Source organism: Nitrospirota bacterium, assembly GCA_020846775.1.
Taxonomy (GTDB): domain Bacteria; phylum Nitrospirota; class 9FT-COMBO-42-15; order HDB-SIOI813; family HDB-SIOI813; genus RBG-16-43-11.
In genome coordinates, this window is sequence record JADLDG010000051.1 from 31,331 (window position 1) to 53,219 (window position 21,889).

18 protein-coding genes and 1 riboswitch are annotated in these 21,889 nt (G+C 45.7%); of the genes, 2 read left to right on the forward strand and 16 right to left on the reverse strand.

Annotation, left to right across the window (positions count from 1 at the left end; translation table 11 throughout):
• Window positions 1-27 precede the first annotated feature (27 nt).
• The 16 genes from IT392_07940 to moaA all read right to left on the reverse strand — a co-directional run bounded on the left by IT392_07940 (window position 28) and on the right by moaA (window position 20,241).
• Window positions 28-3,186 carry a tetratricopeptide repeat protein gene (locus IT392_07940; protein ID MCC6544416.1) on the reverse strand — a complete coding sequence of 1,053 codons (3,159 nt, stop codon included), beginning with the start codon at window positions 3,184-3,186 and terminating at the stop codon, window positions 28-30.
• A gap of 134 nt (window positions 3,187-3,320) precedes the next feature.
• The gene (locus IT392_07945) at window positions 3,321-4,637 is read right to left on the reverse strand and encodes a hypothetical protein (GenBank protein MCC6544417.1); all 1,317 of its coding nucleotides are present in this window, start codon (window positions 4,635-4,637) and stop codon (window positions 3,321-3,323) included.
• Window positions 4,638-5,054: 417 nt separating this feature from the next.
• The gene (locus IT392_07950; protein MCC6544418.1) at window positions 5,055-6,044 is read right to left on the reverse strand and encodes a hypothetical protein; all 990 of its coding nucleotides are present in this window, start codon (window positions 6,042-6,044) and stop codon (window positions 5,055-5,057) included.
• A gap of 66 nt (window positions 6,045-6,110) precedes the next feature.
• Complete coding sequence (locus IT392_07955) at window positions 6,111-8,777, reverse strand: MMPL family transporter (GenBank protein ID MCC6544419.1); 2,667 nt, start codon at window positions 8,775-8,777, stop codon at window positions 6,111-6,113.
• 12 nt (window positions 8,778-8,789) lie between these two features.
• Window positions 8,790-10,457, reverse strand: coding sequence for a hypothetical protein (locus tag IT392_07960; protein ID MCC6544420.1), 1,668 nt, complete (start codon window positions 10,455-10,457; stop codon window positions 8,790-8,792).
• Window positions 10,458-10,542: 85 nt separating this feature from the next.
• On the reverse strand, window positions 10,543-11,349 hold the full coding sequence (locus IT392_07965; protein MCC6544421.1) for an outer membrane lipoprotein-sorting protein: 807 nt from the start codon (window positions 11,347-11,349) through the stop codon (window positions 10,543-10,545).
• Window positions 11,350-11,592: 243 nt separating this feature from the next.
• A complete protein-coding gene (locus tag IT392_07970) occupies window positions 11,593-12,621 on the reverse strand; it encodes a hypothetical protein (protein ID MCC6544422.1) in 1,029 nt (342 codons plus the stop codon).
• 163 nt (window positions 12,622-12,784) lie between these two features.
• The gene (locus IT392_07975) at window positions 12,785-13,144 is read right to left on the reverse strand and encodes a hypothetical protein (protein MCC6544423.1); all 360 of its coding nucleotides are present in this window, start codon (window positions 13,142-13,144) and stop codon (window positions 12,785-12,787) included.
• Between the two features lie 144 nt (window positions 13,145-13,288).
• Window positions 13,289-13,918 (reverse strand): histidine phosphatase family protein, encoded by a 630-nt coding sequence (locus IT392_07980; protein ID MCC6544424.1) that lies wholly within the window; start codon window positions 13,916-13,918, stop codon window positions 13,289-13,291.
• Window positions 13,908-14,534, reverse strand: coding sequence for a formylmethanofuran dehydrogenase (locus IT392_07985; protein ID MCC6544425.1), 627 nt, complete (start codon window positions 14,532-14,534; stop codon window positions 13,908-13,910). The genes IT392_07980 and IT392_07985 overlap by 11 nt, the downstream gene beginning before the upstream one ends.
• Window positions 14,535-14,629: 95 nt before the next feature.
• Window positions 14,630-15,427, reverse strand: a complete 798-nt coding sequence (locus tag IT392_07990; GenBank protein MCC6544426.1) for a hypothetical protein — start codon at window positions 15,425-15,427, stop codon at window positions 14,630-14,632.
• Window positions 15,428-15,551: 124 nt separating this feature from the next.
• Window positions 15,552-16,229, reverse strand: a complete 678-nt coding sequence (locus IT392_07995; GenBank protein MCC6544427.1) for a molybdenum cofactor biosynthesis protein MoaE — start codon at window positions 16,227-16,229, stop codon at window positions 15,552-15,554.
• A 26-nt stretch (window positions 16,230-16,255) separates the two neighbouring features.
• A complete protein-coding gene (locus IT392_08000) occupies window positions 16,256-17,023 on the reverse strand; it encodes an ABC transporter permease (GenBank protein MCC6544428.1) in 768 nt (255 codons plus the stop codon).
• Window positions 17,024-17,025: 2 nt separating this feature from the next.
• Entirely contained in the window at window positions 17,026-18,489 is a 1,464-nt protein-coding gene (locus IT392_08005) for an ATP-binding cassette domain-containing protein (protein MCC6544429.1), read from the reverse strand.
• Between the two features lie 38 nt (window positions 18,490-18,527).
• Window positions 18,528-19,022 carry a cyclic pyranopterin monophosphate synthase MoaC gene (gene moaC / locus IT392_08010; protein MCC6544430.1) on the reverse strand — a complete coding sequence of 165 codons (495 nt, stop codon included), beginning with the start codon at window positions 19,020-19,022 and terminating at the stop codon, window positions 18,528-18,530.
• 223 nt (window positions 19,023-19,245) lie between these two features.
• Entirely contained in the window at window positions 19,246-20,241 is a 996-nt protein-coding gene (gene moaA, locus IT392_08015) for a GTP 3',8-cyclase MoaA (protein MCC6544431.1), read from the reverse strand.
• Between the two features lie 370 nt (window positions 20,242-20,611).
• Here moaA and IT392_08020 point away from each other — a divergent pair, with 370 nt between their 5' ends.
• A complete protein-coding gene (locus tag IT392_08020; protein MCC6544432.1) occupies window positions 20,612-20,770 on the forward strand; it encodes a hypothetical protein in 159 nt (52 codons plus the stop codon).
• A 346-nt stretch (window positions 20,771-21,116) separates the two neighbouring features.
• Window positions 21,117-21,207: riboswitch (cyclic di-GMP riboswitch) on the forward strand.
• Between the two features lie 133 nt (window positions 21,208-21,340).
• A partial coding sequence (locus IT392_08025; protein MCC6544433.1) for a fibronectin type III domain-containing protein occupies window positions 21,341-21,889 on the forward strand: 549 nt, incomplete at its 3' end.

Here is a 21,889-nt window from a genome sequence, read left to right on the forward strand (position 1 = left end):
GTCAGCAAGATATATGCCATCATAAAACTAAAATGTGGTGCTGATTGAGATTCCGATGTTATTCTGATAGTAGCCGCCTCCACCGCCAACCGTCGGTATCGGGGTAGCCAGTATGTCTCTTAAGGTCTGCAGCTCCTCTGCTGTTGGCGGAGGAAGATTGGTATGACTTATGGCATAAGCAAAATTATAGTTTAACGAAACATTTATGCTTTCCTGCAGGTTAACGCTGAAACCGGCACTCAGCGTCTGGTTGGTATTTCTGCGGAAACTCTGAAAAAGTGTCTGGGAATCCGGATTACTATAGTCTACAAAGCTTATGGTATAACCGAGATTAGCTCCTAAGCCGGTGAATAATGAACGGCCGTAGCTTAAAGAGATGGTATGGGTTCTGTTTGCATAATTGCTGCCTATCGGGTCAAGGTTCTTATAGATGCTGAATGAATAACTCCCCGATAAAGAATCCCTGAGAGTAAGCTGTTGTATCAGTGACGCACTCAGGGTGTGCTGTTCCGCGTTGCTCAACTTGTTGATATCTGACTGCCCTCTTAAACCGGTATAACTCAGGGAGGCCGAGGTTGGTATTGATCTCGGATCTGTCCTGGCAACACCGTAGAATTTTGTCTCGGTATAGCTATGTACGCCGTCAAAATAAGAATTCGAAATTGACAATACCCCGGATATGGTACGGTCTGAAGGAAACTGATAAATTCCGTTAAGGGATAGTGAATATGCATTTGACTGCAATTGTGTCGTATAATAGATCGTATTATTAGCTGATAGTCCCGAAGAAAGATACCACTCTCTGCCCCTTGCAAGATTATAAGTCATTCCAAGGCTGTAGACCGAATTATAATCCCATTGTGCCTTTGACCTGAAGGCAATATTGGAGTTATAGCCCTGGTTCAAAGTCAGGCTCGCATGCCAGTCTCTGAGTTGCTTCATTCTGACAGCAGCGACCTCTCCCTCCGGTGATTCCGCTGAAACGGAAATGACCTCTTTGTAAATCCTCTTGGCATCTTCATACTCTGCGTCTTTCACATATAAATCTCCCAGATAGAGGTGTGCCTTGGTATATTTGGGGTTTATCTCTATTGACTTCTTTAATGCAACCTTGGCATCATTGGTAAAACCGGCGTTGTTTAAAATAACACCGAGATAAAAATATCCAATGTAATTATTGGGGTAGGCTTCCACCACTGTATTTACTTCCCTTCTGGCCCCTTCCCAATCCTTTTTTTCCATCAAGTCAAACGCCTTCCTCATGTGTGTGACCAGTGTTTCCTGCTCTTGCAGCTGTCCGATCCGGCTGGTGGCAATGCGTGACTCCCTCCCCTCTTTCTGGAGAGAGAGTACCTTCTCGTAGGCCTCACGTGCTTCGTCAAACTTTCGCAGTTTCTCCAGGACTACCCCCAGTTGGAGATATGCCTGAATATAGTCAGGCGAAATGGAAAGGGCCTGCCGGAGTTGTTTCTCTGCCTCGGCTGGCATGTTTAGACGATCATAGAGAACCCCCGAATTAAACAGGGCCACATGGTCATCGGGCTTTATTTCGAGAATCGCCTGCATGTCTGTGAGGGCTGCCTCATAATCCCCTGCTTCAAGAGACTTCTTCCCATGCTCAAAGTGAAACTTAAGGGAAAGGTTGCGTACACGGGTCCTGGCATCCTGGCCAAGAGGAGACTCTTTCTCAAGTGAAGCAACAGTCTCATATGCATCTATAGCCTTTTTGTACTCCTTTAAACCCTCATACAGTTGAGCGAGCAGAAACCTTACATTTGTATCCTTTGGAGACAGGGCCAGAACCTTCTCCATGTTGGATGCTGCATCCCCGGACCTTCCACCCCTTATGTAGAGCATGGCAAGGGACAACAGTAGTTTCTGATCATCTTTTTTTAATGCGAGTAGTGACTCCACCTCTTTAATAGCCCCAGCTATATCATTCTTCTCGAGAAACTCCTTTGCTGTACCGGCCATCTCTTCAGTCTGGAAGATCGGTTCAAGAATGGCAAGCCGGTCCTTCGCTTTCCCGGCTTCCGGAGTCTTTTCTCCAAGGATAAGCACTTGCCCATAACTCTTTACCGCCTCTCCAAAATTACCAAGGTCATCGTATATTACACCAATCTGGTAGTGTGCCTTCTGAAACTTCGGGTCAATCGCTATGGCCTGCTGCAGAGTCTCAAGAGCCTGGTCGTCTTCCTTTAGTTGATGGAGGATGAGACCCAGGTTGAACAGGGCGTTTGGATTTTTTGGCTCCTCTGCTATGATAACCTTCATCTCCTTCAGCGCCTCCGGCCATTGTTCCTTACGTATCAGATCAGCTGCAATTTCAAAATGCCTGCGTGTTTCACGGCGCCTCTCAATCCCGGGTATCCTCTCCTTTGCCTCTGAGGCACGGGGATTGTCCGGAAAGAGAGAGATCACCTGCTGGTAGGCAGCAACTGCCTCATCATAAAGACCTGAGGCATCATATATAGCCGCAAGCTGGAAGAACGCTTCTGCGTGGTCTGGATTGATCTCCGTAATCTTTTTAAATACCTCTCCGGCCTCCTTAAGGCGCCCTGTGCGCTGGTAAATGGTTCCCGCAGCAATGAGGGCATCTATATCCTCAGGATTCACGGTTAATATAATCTTAAGCTCTTTTAAAGACTCCTCAAACTGCTTTTCCTGAAAAAATCTCACTGCCCTCCGGTAGTGCTCTGCAGCTGCCAGCTTGCGGTATCTCTCATTTGCCTCCCGTACTGCAGGAGTATCATCTTTCCTGCCTGCTGCGGCCTGGTATGCCTCCAGCGCCTTGTCAAAGCGGCCATTCTCCTCAAGGATAATGCCTATCTCCAGGGCAGCCTCTGGCATCCCCGGGCTCAGATTCAGGGCCCTGTTAAGCGATGTCAGGGCGGCTACCGGATTCCCCTTGCGGTGATAGGCTACACCTGTATAGTAGTGCGGCATGGGATTGCCCGGGTCTTTTACCATTGCCTCCGCAAAGGCGGCCAGCGCCTCGTCATATTTCTTCTCATTGAGAAGCTGGATGCCATGTTCGAGAGAAGTGGAAACAGGGAAAGATGGTTCAGCGGCATAGGCAGGGAGAGGAGTCAAAAAAGAGGCAGGAAGGTCACAGTTAAGGGATACAACAAGGTTCAGGAGAATGAAGAGACAACATGATTTGAATCTGAAGTTAAAAACTATCATAAAGATTATGAACTATATCGGAATTACCTCATTGAGTCAAAGCCTATCTCATGGCCACCCCCTCAAAAAAAAGGGCCCTTGTTTCCAAGGGCCCTGAATATGGATCAGATTAAAACTAAACCATCAGGAATGTCTTACGGATCTATATGATCGTGACCTAAACTTACGGTCTTGTTTATATCTCCGTGACCTCCGGCATAGTTATACTTGTAGTCCCAATCCTTGCCAGTTCCGATCTTGTACCAGGAGCTATACCCCTGAGCAACTCCTAAACCAGTGATTTTCCCATCATGGGAAGCTGGGTCAAGAGGATCGATTGTTGTCCAATCATACATATCAGAAACCAACCACTGATCTATAGCCAGTGCATGCAGACCATCTGCAGAAACCACGCCATCAGCACCGGTACGGTAGTTCACGTTAGTTCCAGCCGTACAAGGATTGCTGTTGTGGCCCTCATCAGCTGCGGAGTACCCTGCGCTGGCGCAACCTACAAAGCCGGAACCACCATTAACAAAGCCTGCCCAGCCGGTCTGTGCATGAGTAGATACACCACCTGCAATCTGGAAGAGCTGTGTCAACTTGTTGAATACACCCATGGTTTCACCATAACCAGAGGTTGTCACCCAGTCGGCGACATCCTGATCCAATGTCTGGTCAATATTAAAGTGGAAACCTGCAGTAGTACCACCTGATGCAGTTACGAGACCAGCACCGGTTGGGGCATCAAGAATACCGTCACCATTAGCATCACCCAACTTCGTGTTGCCATCATAGACGATAGCCTCATTCCCGATGAACACAAGGATATCCAAAGCCTGTGTCAGGAACCTGGTACGTGGATCACCGTTTGAATCTATACCGCTGTCATCTACACCAACGGTCTGATACAGATCATCCAGCAGCTGTCCTCCGGCACCGTTTCTATCATGCTCGGTCTGTGGATCTGTTGCCCAAGTGTTGGCCGGACAACCTCCAGCAGCCGTTCCGTTGAGATCGAGTGGACCCTCACCCATAGCCGGGCTTCCAGCATAATATTGATTAGGACCTCTCAGTGGGGCGCCAACCTCAATATTCGGACATGGGCTGGTGTATTTAGGAACACCAGAGTTATTGAGACCTACTGTCTCATTACCGTCTGCTATCCCCGGAACAAATGGGCTAAAACCTGTGGTATAACCAAATGACTCATCACCATCAACTACACCGTTTGCAAGATCTTTCAGAACAGCCGAGCTGAGCTGGAAGTCTCCCTGGGCATGACCTGAGTCAACAACGTCTGTTTGCTTATAGACGTTTTGTCCGCCCTCAGCCTGTGGTACATACTCTTCTGTGAATGAACCTGCGAAGGCACTGGATGCCGTAAAGGCAACCGCGCCAACCATTAAAAGAGGAAGTATTAATTTTCTCATTTTTTTTGCTCCTTTGTTGTTTATTGTTAAATTCTTCATTATTGCGTTTCACCTCCTTTCCATTGTTAAATTTGCTGTTTTCTCAGCAGACACGTTTAGTCTTTTATTGCAAGGGATATGCCATGAGTTGAGGAAAAGTCAGAAATAAGAAGCAAAAGAAGAGATATCTTGAAAATCAATAGGTTGGAAGTGGAATAAGGAAAATAAGGAAATCTCACACCAGTGATTTCAGGCTGGAAATCAGCCGTAAGAATTTGAGCATAAGGATATTGATAAAGGAATGCACACCCGTCAAAGGTCATAGTAGCAATTATACACAATATCTGATTTGTATTTAATAACAAAAGGTTATGCCAGCTTTTTTCCTCGACTACCCGACGCATTGTATAAATAATATACACTTTACTCCCTTTGTTGACCAACTCCCTCATGATTTCCGGTTTCAATCCTTTCCCTTCACTTGAAATATACCCTCACCTGCCCCTTGAAGTCCCAGCCATTCAGGTCTAAGAAAAGCGGGACGAGCTGACCTTTAAGGAGGTCAGCATATAGGACCTTGTCTCCGGTTTTTATAATATCCTTCTCTAATGGGTCTACTGTAAAATAACGGGCATACCTCATATTCCCCACTTTACCGACCGTGTAGTCTATATCCATGCCGAGGGATAACCATTTCTTTACGAAATACTCTCCACCCACCCCTACATAGGTGGCATATCCACTCCCATTGATCCCTGTCTCGGTCACCTTGTAGAAGTCAAACCCCTCCTCGGGTGCATAGACATGGAGCCAGACATCTGTGGTGAGATATGCCCTTGTTATGGCAAGTATCCCCATTTCTGCATAAAGTCTTGCGTTAGTCTTTTTTTCTCCTGACTTCTGAACCTCCCCTTCCGGTTTCATACTTCCTTCTCCAGGCTTCCGACTCATCTCATCTGTCTTTTCCCATTCCCAATATCTCTTTACCCCGAGCCAGAATTGATTCAGAGAGAGAGAAAACCTGGTCTCTCTCGTAGCGTCTATCGAGAAACCAACAAAAAAGGGCCTGATATCCCTCGCTGAGGAATCGAAGGTTGCTATAGTCCCTCCAAAGACAACCGCATAGTTAGTGTTGATATCGGCTTGCAGCTGAAGACCGGCCTTTGGCCTCTCAGGACTCATCTCCGGCATCTTCGGGCTGAAACCCTGATAGATCACCGGATATGATACGGGCTTTGCCTCGGTATTACGGGGGCCAAGCTCCACTGCTATATTTTTTAAAACATAGTTAAGGTCGTTGAGTCCTGGCAGGTAATAACCTTCAACTGCGGATAGACTCCATTGGGTTGCTGCCCGGGCAGGGGATGCGTTGGAAGTAAGAAGTAAGATGAAAGAAGATAGAAGCAACAGGCTATGAGTTAGACGTAAGATAAGTTTAGTATGTCTGCCAGTTTTCAAGTAAGCCATTTAACATTCTTCCGACTTCTGTATGATGTTCAAATAATTTTGAACATGAATTGCTGTCAACCCCTGCTATCCGGACATAAATCGCGGTCTTATCACCCTTACAATTGCAGGCAGGACAACAAGTGTCGCTAATGAACTCGTTATCATGGCAAGCGGTACAAGGAAGCCTTCCATGTGCAGGTAGTAGCCTGTAAAAAGCAGCGTCAGAGCACCCGCTGAAAGCGCCGCTGCCACAAATATAATCGCCTTCCCGGCCGTGAGGAGCGTCATTTTTATTGCTCTGTCTATATCCGTTGCAGTCCCAGCGCCTCCTGATTTTAATTTCTGACGTATAGTCTCTTCTCTCAGCCTGTAAATAAGATAGATCGAATAGTCTGCACCAAAACCGACTGCCATTGCCGATATGGCGGCCGTGCCGACTCCAAGTCCTATGCCGAAGAGACCCAGCACTCCGAAATTAGTCAACACTGCAATACCAAGGGGCAGCAGGACAAGGATGCCGCCGACTGCAGACCTTAAAACTATAGATGTAATCACAAATACTATGCCTGCGATCTGGAGAATATTCCAGATCTTGCCTGAGACCATAGTCTGGTTAAGGGCCATCATGACAGGAATGCTGCCGGCAACACCTATTTTTATGCCGGGCGGGAATGAAGATTTATTCACAATAGATATCAGTTTCTCGCCAAGCACCGTGCTGTCATCCCTCAAAAACACCCATATCACGCTCTTTTGATACTGGTAATCTAAGAAACGGTTCATCTCACCGTCAGAACCTGACAGCGAAAAGAGGAAGAGATATTCAGATATCGTTGCCCGTGAGTCAGGTATAGTTCGGTACGCCGGATCGCCTCCGTGCATACTCTGGTTTGTAGCCTTTACATAATCAACATATGACTGTGTCTTACCAACCTCAGGAACAGCTTCTATCTCCTTCTGGAGGCTGTCTATCGAACGCAGGACCGCCGGGTCCTTAAGTGCATCCGGCTCCTGAGCCTGGAGGTAGACATAGAAGGTAGCGGTTCCGCCAAAGTATTTGTTGAGCGCCGCGTCATCTTTCCTGAATTGAGTGGACTCAAAGAAGAGGCTTTTCAGGCTGTTGATGACCGTAAGCCTGTTAATGCCATATAATGAGACAGCTATCACCACTATAAGACCAATCCAGACAAGCCAACCCCGGCTGGTCACAAGCCCTGAGATTGCAAGCAGGAACCTGTCAAGGATACTTCTGCCTGCTTCATGATCATTACTGCCTGCTACCTTTTTGGGCGGTCTCATCAGAGATCTTGCCGCAGGGATAAATGTCATTTCAAGGACAAGGGCGCTAAGTATGCCAAATGCCGTAAAAAGGCCGAAGGACTGAAAGGTCTTGAGTTTAAATGTAAGCAGCGATGCAAAGCTTGCCGCTGCAACAAGGCCCGCCGTAATCATGACAGGGCCGATCTTCGTGAGAGATGCGATTACCGCCTGCCGCGAGGCATCTGCTCCCCAGTGGCTTCCATCACCTGCAACCAGCTCACTTCTGCCTGTCCCCTCACGGCCGTTTCCCAACTCCTCATAGTATCGCTTGAGTATCTGAACAGAATGACCTGCCGCGACTGCAAGGATTAATATTGGCGTCATCAAGTTCCATGGGTCAAGCGGTATCTTAAATACCCCCATAAGACCTACGGCCCAGACCACACTCAGAAGCGCGCATATAATAGGGAGGATCATACCCTGTATGCTCCTGAAGGCAAGGTATAGTATGAACATTATTATTATTACTGCAACCGGATATATGTATCTGCTCATCCTCAAGGAATCGGCCTCAAGGAATGAGAGCGCAACAGGCAGTCCGCCAACATATATTTCTGTATTGGCATCCTTATATTTATTTACTATATCAAGTACACCGCTGTATATCTTTGAATCGCTGACATACCATTGCGTCCAGTCAGCCTCTCCCTTACCAGCCTGCCAGCCGCTCTCGCCGCCTGCCGGCCATTTGCCATCAGGGTTTTCCGCAGTAGTCTTGTCCTGTGGCGTCTCAGCCGGCACGGATTCAGCAGGTGCGCTGCCTTCTGTGCCTTTGTCACCCCCGCCCTTCTGCCACTTCTTCCAGTCTTCCTGGGCAAAGGCAGGCGGCACAAGACTTAAAGCCGAGCTAACCCCCTCGCTATGATTCGATTTATCATCTGCCTTACCCTGTTTATTCAACCAATCGCTGTCGCCGCCCTTGAAATCCAGTATGATTGCAGCTACTGTTCCGTCCTCGGAGATGAGGCTGTTTATAAACCCCGGGTTGGAGTGAACACGCGCTTTTAACTTAGCCATCCCTTCAGGTGTATATTCTATCCCGTCGAGAAGGCTGTTGATCTCAAGCGAATCCCCCTCTGCCTTAACTACCTTTACCTTCCGGTCCGCAATACTGACAACATTGTTTTCCAGTATGCCCGGAAGGGTCTTTACCTCTTCATTTATCTTACGGATCTTTTCTATGTCAGAAGGATTGAATATGTCTCCATCCTTTGATGCAAAGCCTATAATAACAACACGGCTTCCTCCGAATTGCTTCTCTATCTCATTATTCAGCTTGACATATGGATGGTCCTGCGGAAGCAGGGCCTTCGGATCAAGGACCATACGAAGCCCGCTGATCTGAAAGGCGAAGAAGACTGTGATGAGAACAGCCAGTAAGATGGTAGTAACAGGAAACCGGACTATTCGCTCTATGTGTTTACTAAGCATGTATTACTCCTTTTAAAAACTGTATTTAACCTCCATATAAACCCGGTCGTCATCGTCAAAGTATCCAAAGAAGTTTAGCCTTCCGGGATCGGGACCGGGGTCTCCGGAAAATACGTCAACTCCAAACAGGAATGTTACCTTATCCGTGTATCTGTATTCAAGTTTGGGACGGAAGAGGTATTCATGTCTGTTTAATAAAGAAATCACCAGCAACTGTGGGACCATTGTGCCATAACGTATCTCTTTCCTTGCGAATATGGATGCGGCATTCTCGTGTCCGTCTTGCTGGATATCACTTGTATGGTTCAATATTATGTCCTGCGAAAAGTTTACGGATATATCTGCTCCATACAGGACGGTCTTAACACCGACAACATGTTTAATATAATCCCGCTGCTTCTCACCAAATACAATTTCAGGACCAGTACATTCTGTACAGGTTCCCCAGTATTTTCCATCCACATATGCAAATTCACCTTCAAGGACTACCTTACCGAGGCTCTTGGCAAGACCTACCCCGTATGACTGGAGTCGTCTGTATACAGGGAAGAATTTTACATCTGGTGATATGCCCAGGGTTCCAAGACCAAGACCTGACACAGACCTGAAGGCCGCAGGGAAGTCATCCCACTGGTTTAAGTATGCAACGGCAAATTCATATCCCTTTATGCTGCCGGAAAACCGTAGTCCACCCTCACTATTCTTAAAATTCCTTGGCACCTTTTTCAGATCAGGAAGTGTCTGGAACTGTGACCACTCTGACCTCAGAGGGGCAGGCTTATGTCCTTTAACATCAGGGATCCATAAACCCTCTACTGTATAAGGACCTATATAATAATCAGCCTTAACCATCCAAAGGGGGATATACCGGTCAGCTACATCCCGCAGGATATGCTCCGTAAAGTCAAGTGGGTTTACCTCGTCGAGAATTCTCCAGCCTTCAACTATGCCCCATCTTATTATCTGCTTTCCTATCCTGAAGTCCATTTTACTCAGGAAAACATCAACATATATCTCCTTAAGGTCAAGGCCATAATGATCTACCTTGATTTTTCTTAAATTTTTTATATCAGGATCAGGCTCACCCGGTGCGGGAGGTTCAATAAAGTCAAATGCCTTCATGGGTGCAATTGTCCCTAAATCCTGCAGGTCATACGCAAGATCATAATATGCCCATAACCTCGCACTCAGTCTGACATCGCTATTAAGAGAGTATGAAGGCTCGAGCTGTAAAATGTTGAGTATCTTCGTAAAGGCAGGCGGACTCACATACCTGTATGCAGTCTCATTCTTTAAATAACCTCTATACTCAATTTTTTTCAGGAAAGCTTCATTTATCCTTGTGAGTAAACCCCTTGGAGATTCTGCGGCTTCCAGTGGAATTGAAACTGTGCCTTCCTGGGCTGGCAAAGGGAGGGCTTCCTCACCAATTCCCTCACCCTGGCCTTCTCCCCCCTGAGGAGAGGGTGATAGTTGTGCAGGCGCTTCTCCCGGCTGCTCTTGAGTATCAGGCACAACAGTGGGGGGCGCTGCGATAGTTTCCGGCTTAATGGCGTCTTCTTCAGCTGGCTGTGTAATCTCGTCTGCAGCAGCCTGTGGAATTGGCGATATTATCTCCGGAGACTTATCTGCAGTCTCTTCACCCTTACTTGCATCAGGATTGACAACGATAATAAGCAAACACAGTATGCAGAAAAAACAGCGGGACAGAACCCTGAGCCTGTCCCTTAGAGAATGCCTATTGACTGACATGTGAGACAAATAATTACGGCCCCTCTCCTCTTCTTAATAATCTTTCGGTAAAGAGGTCGTCACGCAGACCGGTGTTAATTTTAATGTTGCTGATCTCAAAGATTGTAGAGTGACCTGTCTGAACATTCTTTACAGTTGCATCCTTCCATATCCAGAGGCTGCCGCTCTTCTGCCACTGAATGGTCTGGGTCTTAAGCGGCTCCTTCTTCTGGTCAAAATACTCTATTTTAACAGCCCTCCATTCATCTTTTAAGATCCAGAAGATTCGCTTGCTGTATGCGGCGCCTTCCTCCTTCGGGGTACTTTCAATCACATAGCATTTATTTTCATCACACGGTTTCTCTCCGATGAGCGTATGCTCGTCTTCATCAATTCTTCTCTGTCCCATGTCAGCAAATGTGAGGTCTGACCCCATAAAGGCATCGTTCTGATCACGACTTGATACTGTACTAACCTTTCTTAATGACGGGAGGTATAACCAGAGTCCATCAGTCTTACCTTCCTCTGCATAATCCCAGATAAGGAAACCGGTACTTTTCACATCAGGTGGAAAATCTGTAAAAAATAATGTCTTACTGTAAAAACCATCCTTTCCCCTGTAGTTTTTCCAGTAACGTGAGGTGACAATCTTTCTCTCCTGTCCCTGGGCCGAGATCAAACGTAATGTAACGGTTGACTTCTGGTCATTACCCTGAGGAAGTTCATCCACCTTTTTCATGATGTCTAACCCGCTAAGGGCTGCATGTGCCGTGACAGGCAGTGCTATGACAAGAGCAATGAGAAGTGAAAAACCTGCAATTAACGCCTTCTTAATAACCATATTTTATTCTCCTTTCGCTCGAAAATAACTTTTCAAATCCCTCCTTACCCCCCTTTGAAAAGGGGGATTAAGGGGGATTGCAAAAAAAACGGATAGAGTGGCTCTATCCGTTATCAAAGATGCAAATTTCCTTTTCCCAACATCTTACACCATACGTCCAACTTCTAACTTCTTACTCCTAACTCCTACTCCTAACGTCTCACGTCTACATCTAACTTCTTACATGTTACTTTTACTTCTCAACTAAGGTTTTACTGCTGTCAGAACTGTAAAAGGACTCCACTGTGCAAGAGGCTTAAATCCCACATTCCTGAAACCGACCTCCTCGAGCCAGCCTGCTATCTCCTTGTCTGAATATGCAGCGCCTGCAGGTGTATGGATAAGTTGATTGACCCCGATGAGCGCTGAAAGCTCAGGGCCTGTCTTGTCTGCATTGAGCATCTGCTCCTGAACTATAAGGAGGCCTCCGCTAACCATAGAATCAAATGCCTTCTTAAATGACCTCTTATTGACTTCCGGTGACTCCTGATTCATCATGGAGGAAAAGAGAACGACATCATGACCTGAACCAAAACCGTCTTTCAGGTAATCCCCTTCGCTGGTTGTCACCTTATCTTCCGCGTTAAACATCTTTATAACCTCTTTGGTAATCCTGAGTGTCTGAGGAAGATCAAATACAATCCCTTTGAGTCCCGGGGTCTTGTTGCAAAGAAATATGGTAAATGTCCCCGGCCCGCCGGCTATGTCACAGAGTTGCTTTCTGCCGCTCAAGTCTATGGTATCTGCAAGAAGATACGCCTGGCCGACAGCCCTGTGATGCATCCCCATTATGTAATTTCTGGTTGCACCCTCACTTATATCGTGAGGTTTATGCACCGAAGGTTTTCCGGTGACTACTGATTCAGGGAGACCAAGCCATGCGGTATACCAGTCGTCAAACATCGCCACAATACCGCCCTGATATCTCTCTCGCCCTTTCACCAGGAATGCACTTGATACCTCTGTATTAGAATATTTGTCTTCTTTCCTGTTTAGAAGGCCGAGTGATGTACACGCTATCAGTAGTATTTCAAGGCCCCGCTTGTCGGCATTGCAATCCCGTGCAAGCTCTTCCACAGATGCCTCACGGCCTTCAATCTTTGTAAACAGCTCAAGACGGTTGGCTGCATGCAATACCCTTGAACTCCAGTAGGCGGAAGCAATCTTCATTACTGCCATGAAATCCGGACCGCTATTGTCCCAGGAACCTTCTTTCTTGGTTTCTTCTCCCATTGCACCTCCTTAATTTAGCTGAAAATGCAGTATCAAATCCCCCCTCACCCCCCTTTACTAAAGGGGGGAAACCTGATTATCCCATTTAAAAATGGGGTAACTGATTTCCCCCTTTGAAAAAGGGGGATTAACGGAGATTTATCATCATCCTTTGTAAGTAGGATTAATGCTTATGAGCATGCTCCTGTCCATGCGGGTGCGGGTGCTCGTGGCCATGTTCATGCCCGTTATTTCCTTCTTCCTCCCCTTCAAACTTGCTTCTTTGGACCATGTCAACCTCATTTATAAGCTGAATGAGAAGCGCCGCATGGCCTTTCTGGTCTTCAATGATATGTTCGAGGGTGTGAGTGATATCATCTGCCGCCGAAAATTCAGAACCTGACATGATTGCCCTCTGATATTCCAACTTGGTGACCAACTTAAACAGCTCTCCGAGGTCATCCCTCAAATCGGCTGCTGCCTTCTCTTCACTGGTGAGTGTACCATGTGCTGCGTGGCTGTGTCCTCCTGCTGTACTACACATTGTTGTTTCTCCTTTCTTACATTGTTAATTATAAGGTGGACAATGCCCACCCTACTACTCACTGTCATTCCCACGAAAGTGGGAATCCAATGTTTCCTGTTTCTCGATTCCTGCTTTCGCAGGAATGACAATACAAAATACTACCTATACCTTATTCCCCCCTGGCAAATAGCCAAGGTAAATCAGATTCACCGAGCTGCTGCCGAAATCAACCCTCGTGGCAGAACCCGGATGAATCTGCAATTGCCTGTAATTTATCAACGGAATCTTGAGGGCCTGTGTCACCGCAACCCTTATAGGGCCTGTGTGAGATACTATTACCACCTTTTTCCCTTTATATTCCTGCAGCGTCCATTGTAACACACTGTCCACCCGTTTTTGCAAGTCGTATATTGATTCACCACCTTCAGGGGTGTAACTGGCCTGATCTGCCTTCCATCTTTTAAGACCTTCAGGGTATTTCTCTTCTATCTCCTTAAACGTCAGTCCATCCCATACTCCGAAACAGCGCTCCTTCAGTTCATCGAATGTCTTTAACTCTATTCCGAGGGACTTGACTATTGGTGCGGCGGTTTCCATAGTCCTTGTTGAAGGACTCACCAGTACGGCTGCGATATCGCTTCCCTTAACCCATGCCCCCAGATTCTCTGCCTGAGAACGTCCTCCTTCATTAAGGACCGGACCATTATCTCCTTTATAGATCCTGTCTTCCGGATAATCAGTACTCCCATGCCTGACGAATAGTACGCTTGTGGATGGTTCTTTATAACGCATTATAGTAACTCATACCTCCCCCGCATGATTGGCACATTACCTTACCATCAACAACTATCTCTTTATGATCGTTTACGACCTCACCGCAGACTTCACACCGCGTCTTGAATTTTTCCTTGCTGAATTTATAATTATCCACCTTTACTTTTGTGATTACAAAAAGCTCCTTCTCAGGCATAACCTTGTAGGCATCTACTTCCCGCGCAGTCTTTCCATGCTTGTCATCAGGATATTCACCTGATACATAATCGTCTACATGTTCTCTTGCCGAGTCAGGACAGATAATTCTCACTGCCTTGCCGGTCTTTGTATTTACAAATGTTGCTGCAACCTTTCCCCAGTCAAGAAATTTCAGACTTCTCCGGCTGATCCTGGCGCCGCTTACGACAGAGATAGCATCAATCGGGCACCGGTCAGTCTCAATAAATACAAGGAAATCTTTCTGCTGAGAACCCTCCGGATCTGTAATGCCTACCTCCCTTAACCCTGCAATAGCCATCCTCGTACCTATAACTGTCCCGGGACACAAATGCCCGTGGAATCCGGCAGTCTTCTTGAGCATATTGTCTAATGACGAATCCGTCTTTGCTTTAGATTTAGTAAGCGTGAAACCCATGTTGCAAACTCCTTTTTCTTACCGGCGCAAGATTAACCTCTTATCTGACATTGTTAACGTTCAAAAATGCCCGGGTGCAAGGATGCGTTAACAACCTATGGCCATTGAGACCGCCACGTGCTCTCCTGATCAGACGTACAACCTATCGTACAATTGGAGCTGGATGAGTATGAATTACCGGTACTCATATATGTCCCTGTAATAGTATATCTGTAAAAAACACCGGGATTGTTAGGGTCCATTTCTGTAACTTCCTTTGAATAAACACCGGTAGCATTACCAACCATATTACCGCCAGATTGACTGGAATCTACTGTAGTATACGGTATGCTGAATTTCAGATAATATGGCTCAAGCGGATCAGTCTTTTTGTCTACAGTAATCTCAAAACCAAATTCGTTGTGTTGTCCCGTGAGGCCTCCTGAAGGCTGCGAGGTAACACCGGATGTGGCTGTTGTGCCGGGGGCTGAAGGGGCATTAAAATACTTTACTGTGAAGTGCGGCTCTGATACGAGAGTAGTGGATGTCTGCCCAAAAGATGCGCCACTGCCGCCAGGGGTGATCCCGTTTCCCTTCTGTGTATCCATAGCGGGATTTGAAAACCATGGAGTTGATGTGTCGCCCCATGAACACTCACCCTGATCTATCCATCCGTTTCCGTTTTGATCGGTACATGTAATATTGGCAGGGTCAAATCCGTTCGTGCATGGCAAACCAGTCGTCGGGTCCACTCCTTTGGCACAATAGCTGCCATTACTAACCGTGGTCTGCTGATATGCTTCAGGACTGATTGGATTGCTGTAACTGCCCTCTGCCTTAACTGCATCAGTTACTGCAAAGCTCGCGTATAGCATAAATAAGAGCGTTGTGATTAGCTTATCTGACACTTTCATCAATCACCCCCATCCCTCCTCTTGAAGCGGAGGGTAATTTAATCTTCCTTTGCAAGCCTGCACTAATGTGTACTCTCGCTCATTGTTCATTGCTTTCCACTCATTGCTGTCAGTTAACTCCGGCTCATGGATGTTCATCCACCCATATCTCCCCTTCCGGTGTTGTTTCTTTCTTCCAGATGGGTGTTATTCGTTTAAGCTCATCAATACACCACTTGCATGCCTTGAAGGCATCTGCCCTGTGGGCGGCGCCAACCACAATCAGGACGATGTTTTCGCCGATACTTATCTCACTGACCCTGTGGACTATATTGACCTCTATAATGTCAAAATCTTTAAGCGCCTTCTCCCTGATCTCGTTCAACTTATTTTCTGCCATACCGGGATAGTGTTCAAAGTCAAGTTTACTGATTGATCGTCCGCGGGATGTACCTCTACCCGTTCCAAGGAATACGACAATGCCTCCAACATCACCGGAAACTGCCTTGACCCTGTTAATCTCTTCATCTACTGAAAAATCTTCTTTTTGTATTCTAACCATAGGTGATCCGGTTGCCCCCCCTGCAAATGGCGGTAATATGGCTACCTCATCACCATCTTTTACCAGCATATCGTCGCTTCCTATCTCCTGATTAACAGAGATAAGCACCCTCTTGGTACGAAGCATCTCTCCTACCTTAGGGAAATCTTTATCAATCATATCTACAAGATCTTTGAGCTTGATTGAACCTCCCACATCAAACTGTGCACCTTCTTTACCTGCCAGGTTCTTGATGATTGCAAAAAATTTAACTTTTACCATACGCTGCCCCTCCTATAATCATTTAATCATTCACTCTGATTCATAAACATCTCTGTTGCCCATGAAATGGAAGTAACTGCGAACAAAGACAAAAACAGGAAACCGACTATGGTTGTATTGAGTGTAGCGCCGCCGCTGTAAAAGGCTCGTGTCGTCTCCACCGCGTAATCTATTGGATTTATCTTTGTAACAATCTTTATCCATTCTGGCATAAAACTCTTTGGTACCATGGCAGATGATAGAAACATCAGAGGAAGTGTCATCATGTTCCCAAGCATTACCAGCGGTTCTTCCCTCTTTAACCACATCGCAAGCCCGTTTGAAATACCCGAAAATCCGAGTGACAGTAAAAATACTATGACCAGACTTAAAACTGCCCCCTTGACCCCTGATACTGTCGCCCCAAAAATAATAGCTATGATCATTATGATAAGACATTGTACTATGACCGTAACTGCCGTGTGTATGACCCTGCTCATAACAATAGAAACTCTTGATACAGGTGTAACCATCATTTTTTCTACAGTCCCGAAATTTATTTCACGGAGAAGGCTGACACCTGACCATGATGTACCGAAAAGCACTGTCATAATAATAGCGCCCGGCAGGAAGAAGTCCATATAGCGTCCCTCAGGGAATCCCGGAAGAGATGCCATCTTCTTAAATAACTGCCCGAATATAAGAAGCCATATGAGCGGCTGAACAATAGTAAAGAGCGCCCACATAGGCATACGAAGTGTTATTCGTAAATACTTGTTGAACAAATACCATGTATCGCTGACAAGCTGAACCATATTTAACCCTCTTTCTTACCCTGCTTGGCCCACCACTCTGCTGCCTCTGGTGTCCCCTGCCATTTCTTCCACGGTTCTTCTATATTCTCTTCCTCCTTATTTTCTTTGTCCTTTATATCTTCCTTGCCTTTATCTGCTGTAACTTCCACTTTATCATCCTTTTCCATTTCGCATACTCCCTTCGTAAATTTATCAAGCCACTCTGTTGTTTCCTCAGGGGCTTCCTCTCCGATGTCATTTGTATTTCCATTATCCGGAGACGTTTCACTTTCCTGACTTTTGTTCTGATTCCACCATGCAGTCATCTCTTCAGGAGACCATTTTCCCCACTCCTTGTCCCCGTTTTCCGGCACTGTATCACCATTATTTTCGCTGCCTGCCCATTCCTTGCTGCCGTTACCCCACCCCTGCTGACCACCTTCCTGGCCTTCCTGACTATCCTGACCGGAGTCTTCGCCACCCTTCCAGTTCTTTCCCCATCCGGCCTTCTGCCACTTGGCCCACCATGGCTCGCCGCCTTCTTCAGAATCACCTTCCTTGAAACTGGCCCCGCTGTATTTCAGATAAACATCATCGAGGCTCGGCCTGGATATGGAGAGAGACGAAACATCTATGCCATTCTGGTTAAGCAGCTTTATCATCCACTGAATAGCTTCACTGCCATTGTTGACATATACCCTGACATGCTCATTTTCAAGAAGGATTTCTTTGACCCTGCTGTCGCCCTTCAATATTGAAATAGCCTTGTCCTTTGCACTCCCCTTCAATTCGAGATTTACCGAATCACCCCTGATACTGTCTTTCAACTTATCAGGTGTATCAATAATCTTTATGCTCCCTTTATGAAGTATACCTATCCTGTTGGATAGCTTGTCTGCCTCATCCAGATAATGGGTAGTAAGGAATATTGTAACCTTGAGGTCCCGGTTTAACATGCGTATATAGTTCCATAACTGTGATCTGCTGTGCGGGTCAAGTCCAAGGGTCGGCTCATCGAGGAATATAAGCCTCGGGTTATGTATAAGGGCGGTTGCGATATCAAGTTTTCTCCTCATGCCGCCTGAATATGTAGAGACAAGCTGATCTGCGCAATCTTTAATGCTGAATAATTCCAGAAGTTCATCAACCCTTCTGTTGATCGTCTTTCTATCCATCCTGTACATCCTGCCCTGAAGTACGAGGTTTTCCCTTCCTGACAGGAAATAGTCTACTCCTGTTTCCTGAGCCACGTATCCTATAGCACACCTTACCTTTACAGGTTCAGTCTGGACATTGTATCCTCCGACCCATGCCTGGCCTGACGTAGGACGCGACAGGGTTGTAAGTATCTTTATAGTAGTGCTTTTTCCAGCGCCATTAGGCCCCAGAAAGCCATAGATCTCTCCATCTTCAACATTGATGCTGAGATTGTCTACAGCCTTTGTCCCTGATGAAAATGTCTTTGATAGATTTTCTGTCTTTATCATGAAATTCGCCTAATTATTCTACTCATTGCTTCTTATAATCATTGCTTCCGAATATACGTTCCTGATTTACCACCGGTCTTTTTTTCAAGACATATCTCACTCAGGATCATCCCTTTATCTATAGCCTTGCACATATCATAAATTGTGAGTGCGGCAACAGAAGCCGCTGTCAGCGCCTCCATTTCAACGCCGGTCTGTCCGCCAACCTTGACTGTTGCGGTAATACCCACTGAACAAAGCCCGTTTTCATCGGGTACGGGATGCTCGGAAAAAGATATATCTACACCGGTTAACAACAACGGATGACACATCGGAATTATATCGGATGTTTTCTTGGCCCCCATTATACCTGCTACCTGAGCCACTGCGAGTACATCACCCTTGGCGATCTTTCCATCCTGTATCCTTTTTAATGTCTCCGGAAGCATATAGACCTTCCCCGTTGCTATTGCAGTCCTTGAAGTAACAGCTTTTTCACTTACATCTACCATTTTCGCTCTGCCCTCTACATTGAAATGTGTAAGCTCTGACACTTTAACCCCTCCTTTAAAAAGTAGACATCCTTATATTTCAAACTACAAAATTCATACCAGTATATCAAATTCGTGAGAAATAATTCCACAAAAAAATGGCAGGTGTTATAACTTACACCTGCCATTTCCAGTTCACAATAACTTAAAAAAATGGGGACAGCGACTATTTATTTGTAGAATCTCTAAATAAATAGTCGCTGTCCCCATTTTTTTATTAACTATGTTATCCACCAATCTGGGTCATGGAATGAAGGAACTTCTGAGACTCTGCATTCATATCTATGTTATGAGCCTCAGGTTTAGTTTCCATAACTGAACATAACAGCCTCTCTATCTCGGCATCATCGCAGCCATTCCTTATCGGCTCTCTGAAGTCAAGGTATGACTCTGAGAAGAGACAATGTTTAATCTTACCATCTGCGCCAAGACGGATCCTGTTACAGGTGTCACAGAAGTGCTCACTTATGGCACTTATAAATCCAACCTGACCAGGGGCCCCGTGTAATCTGTAATTCTTTGCCGGACCTGACCTTTCTTTCTCTGTTACCGGCTCAAGCTTCCCAAGTGCAGACTCAATCTTTTCCATCATCTCACCCTTGGATATAAAGCTTTTCTTCCATCCTTCCCAGTCATCAACAGGCATGAATTCTATGAACCTAACCTGGAAAGGTTTAGTCAATGTTAATTTTGCAAAATCAACCAGCTCATTATCATTACATCCCTTCGAGGGGACAACATTAATTTTTATAGGATCAAAACCAACGCGTTCGGCCTCAAGGATACCTTCCCACACCCTGTCAAAACAATCACCCTTAGTGATTTCCATAAACTTTTTCGGATCAAATGTATCCAAACTTATATTAAGCCTTCTCAGCCCTGCCTTTTTCAGAGACTGGGCATATTGTTTAAGGAGAACCCCATTAGTAGTCATAGCAATGTCTTTTATACCATCAACCTTATTGACGGCCGCTATGAATTCCACCACACCTCTCCGGACCAATGGCTCACCGCCGGTAATACGCACCTTGGATAACCCCATTTTTGCTGCAACTTTAATAATTTTGAGCATTTCATCGAATGACATCAGGTCCTTGGAAGGCATGCTGCTTATGGTACCGCAGGATGGGACACAGTAAACACACCGGAGATTACATCGGTCTGTTACTGAAATCCTGATGTAGGTTATCTTACGGTTAAAAGCGTCTATTAGTTGTGCCATTGGGAACCTCCTTGATTCCGTTTAAGTGGTAGATTTAAAGATATTACACTATCATTGCAAATCCTATACCATTAGCCAATTACACACACAATGTCTGATATCGGACTGAAAACTACTCAACACATGCGTAATAATAGCCTCCGTAATAACAAAATGCAAGCCGCATTAACTCAATGATATATAGATCTGTCTAATTAGCATGAATTTTTGTGTAATGATTATACAGATTGATCATTCTCGCACCTATAGGAATATGTAACTATTCAATTTATATCAATATTCATTGTATACCTTTTATACAGCATGCCTTGAAATATCACTTGACCCACACTATGCAAATATCATAGGATAGCGGGCAGGGAGGTGAACAATGCAGGCAAAAGTAAAAGGCAAGCGGGTTATTGTAAGGATGAAAACATCCAGTTCTTCCTACACCGGTGAATACTTTGTCCCAGAGCTCAGGACAAGGCTGTCTGATGTGCTAAATGATAAAGACATGGTGAGAGGAAAACAGGCTTCGTCTGCCTGAATAAACAGATGATCGAATCGCTTGAACCATATCAGACTTAGACATTAAGATATAACCTTGTAAGACTCAGCCTTGCAAAGGCGCATGAAAATACTAACCTCATCACTCCTTCGACTCCTCACTGGACAGGCATGAGCTTTTCGGCCGTGCAATTAAGCTTTTAAGCATCTATGTACAGTTTTAATATTCCTTTAATGGTGAACTACGATAATAACTTCTAACAATTAGAGAAGATGAATTAAACTGGGTAGCCACACAAAGAGTTAGCCGTGCCCTATTGGGCTGGCATCATTTATGCATTAACAAATTATTGATACTGATTGTTTATAAGTTTGGAATTTATCGCCTTTGCTCAGAGCAACGCTATCGAAAGATCGTGACGCAGAGTAACGGGACTAAGGGAATTCGGAAATTCCTACGTCAGCCGAGCCGCCAGAGGGAAATTTCTCTGGCGGCTTTTTTTTGCCAGGAACCTGGAGAGAAAACATGCACCTGGTAAAACAACGATTATTTAATACAGCTTTGAATCCCCCTCTTTCCCCCTTTAGAAAAGGGGGATTAAGGGGGATTTTGTCTATTCTGATACTTGTTGTCATCCTCTCTGTTATTAGCATTGGGGCGACTAATTCGGCGCGTGCAGGTCAGGCTATTTTGACCTGGGACCCGCCAACTACCAATAGTGATGGGTCTCCTTTAACCGACCTGGCTGGTTATAAAGTTTACTATGGAACTACTTCAGGTAACTACAGCACTGTCATGGATGTGTCAAATGTCACCAGTTACACAGTCTACGGCTTGTTCGATAATACAACCTATTATTTCGCTACAACAGCCTACAATACCTCCTCAATCGAAAGTGCATATTCCGGAGAAGTTGCAAAGACTACTGCAGGCACATCCAATATAACTGCAGCACTGCCCGACACAACACCTCCTACCGGTACCATTACTATTAACAATGGGGATCCTTATGCCACATCCGCCTCCGCTGCCATAACCTTCTCCTGCAGTGATGCAGGTTCAGGGTGCAGCCAGATGAGAAGCTCCAATACCGGCAATGTCTGGCAAAACTATGTTACAAGCTGGACATGGACATTATCCAGCGGTGACGGGCTAAAG

Excerpts from the sequence above, each read along its gene's own strand:
- IT392_07940 (MCC6544416.1), bottom strand. The coding sequence starts at position 3,186 with ATGATAGTTTTTAACTTCAGATTCAAATCATGTTGTCTCTTCATTCTC.
- IT392_07945 (MCC6544417.1), bottom strand. The coding sequence starts at position 4,637 with ATGAAGAATTTAACAATAAACAACAAAGGAGCAAAAAAAATGAGAAAA.
- IT392_07950 (MCC6544418.1), bottom strand. The coding sequence starts at position 6,044 with ATGGCTTACTTGAAAACTGGCAGACATACTAAACTTATCTTACGTCTA.
- IT392_07955 (MCC6544419.1), bottom strand. The coding sequence starts at position 8,777 with ATGCTTAGTAAACACATAGAGCGAATAGTCCGGTTTCCTGTTACTACC.
- IT392_07965 (MCC6544421.1), bottom strand. The coding sequence starts at position 11,349 with ATGGTTATTAAGAAGGCGTTAATTGCAGGTTTTTCACTTCTCATTGCT.
- IT392_07970 (MCC6544422.1), bottom strand. The coding sequence starts at position 12,621 with ATGGGAGAAGAAACCAAGAAAGAAGGTTCCTGGGACAATAGCGGTCCG.
- IT392_07975 (MCC6544423.1), bottom strand. The coding sequence starts at position 13,144 with ATGTGTAGTACAGCAGGAGGACACAGCCACGCAGCACATGGTACACTC.
- IT392_07980 (MCC6544424.1), bottom strand. The coding sequence starts at position 13,918 with ATGCGTTATAAAGAACCATCCACAAGCGTACTATTCGTCAGGCATGGG.
- IT392_07985 (MCC6544425.1), bottom strand. The coding sequence starts at position 14,534 with ATGGGTTTCACGCTTACTAAATCTAAAGCAAAGACGGATTCGTCATTA.
- IT392_07990 (MCC6544426.1), bottom strand. The coding sequence starts at position 15,427 with ATGAAAGTGTCAGATAAGCTAATCACAACGCTCTTATTTATGCTATAC.
- IT392_07995 (MCC6544427.1), bottom strand. The coding sequence starts at position 16,229 with ATGGTAAAAGTTAAATTTTTTGCAATCATCAAGAACCTGGCAGGTAAA.
- IT392_08000 (MCC6544428.1), bottom strand. The coding sequence starts at position 17,023 with ATGGTTCAGCTTGTCAGCGATACATGGTATTTGTTCAACAAGTATTTA.
- IT392_08005 (MCC6544429.1), bottom strand. The coding sequence starts at position 18,489 with ATGATAAAGACAGAAAATCTATCAAAGACATTTTCATCAGGGACAAAG.
- moaA (MCC6544431.1), bottom strand. The coding sequence starts at position 20,241 with ATGGCACAACTAATAGACGCTTTTAACCGTAAGATAACCTACATCAGG.
- IT392_08020 (MCC6544432.1), top strand. The coding sequence starts at position 20,612 with ATGCAGGCAAAAGTAAAAGGCAAGCGGGTTATTGTAAGGATGAAAACA.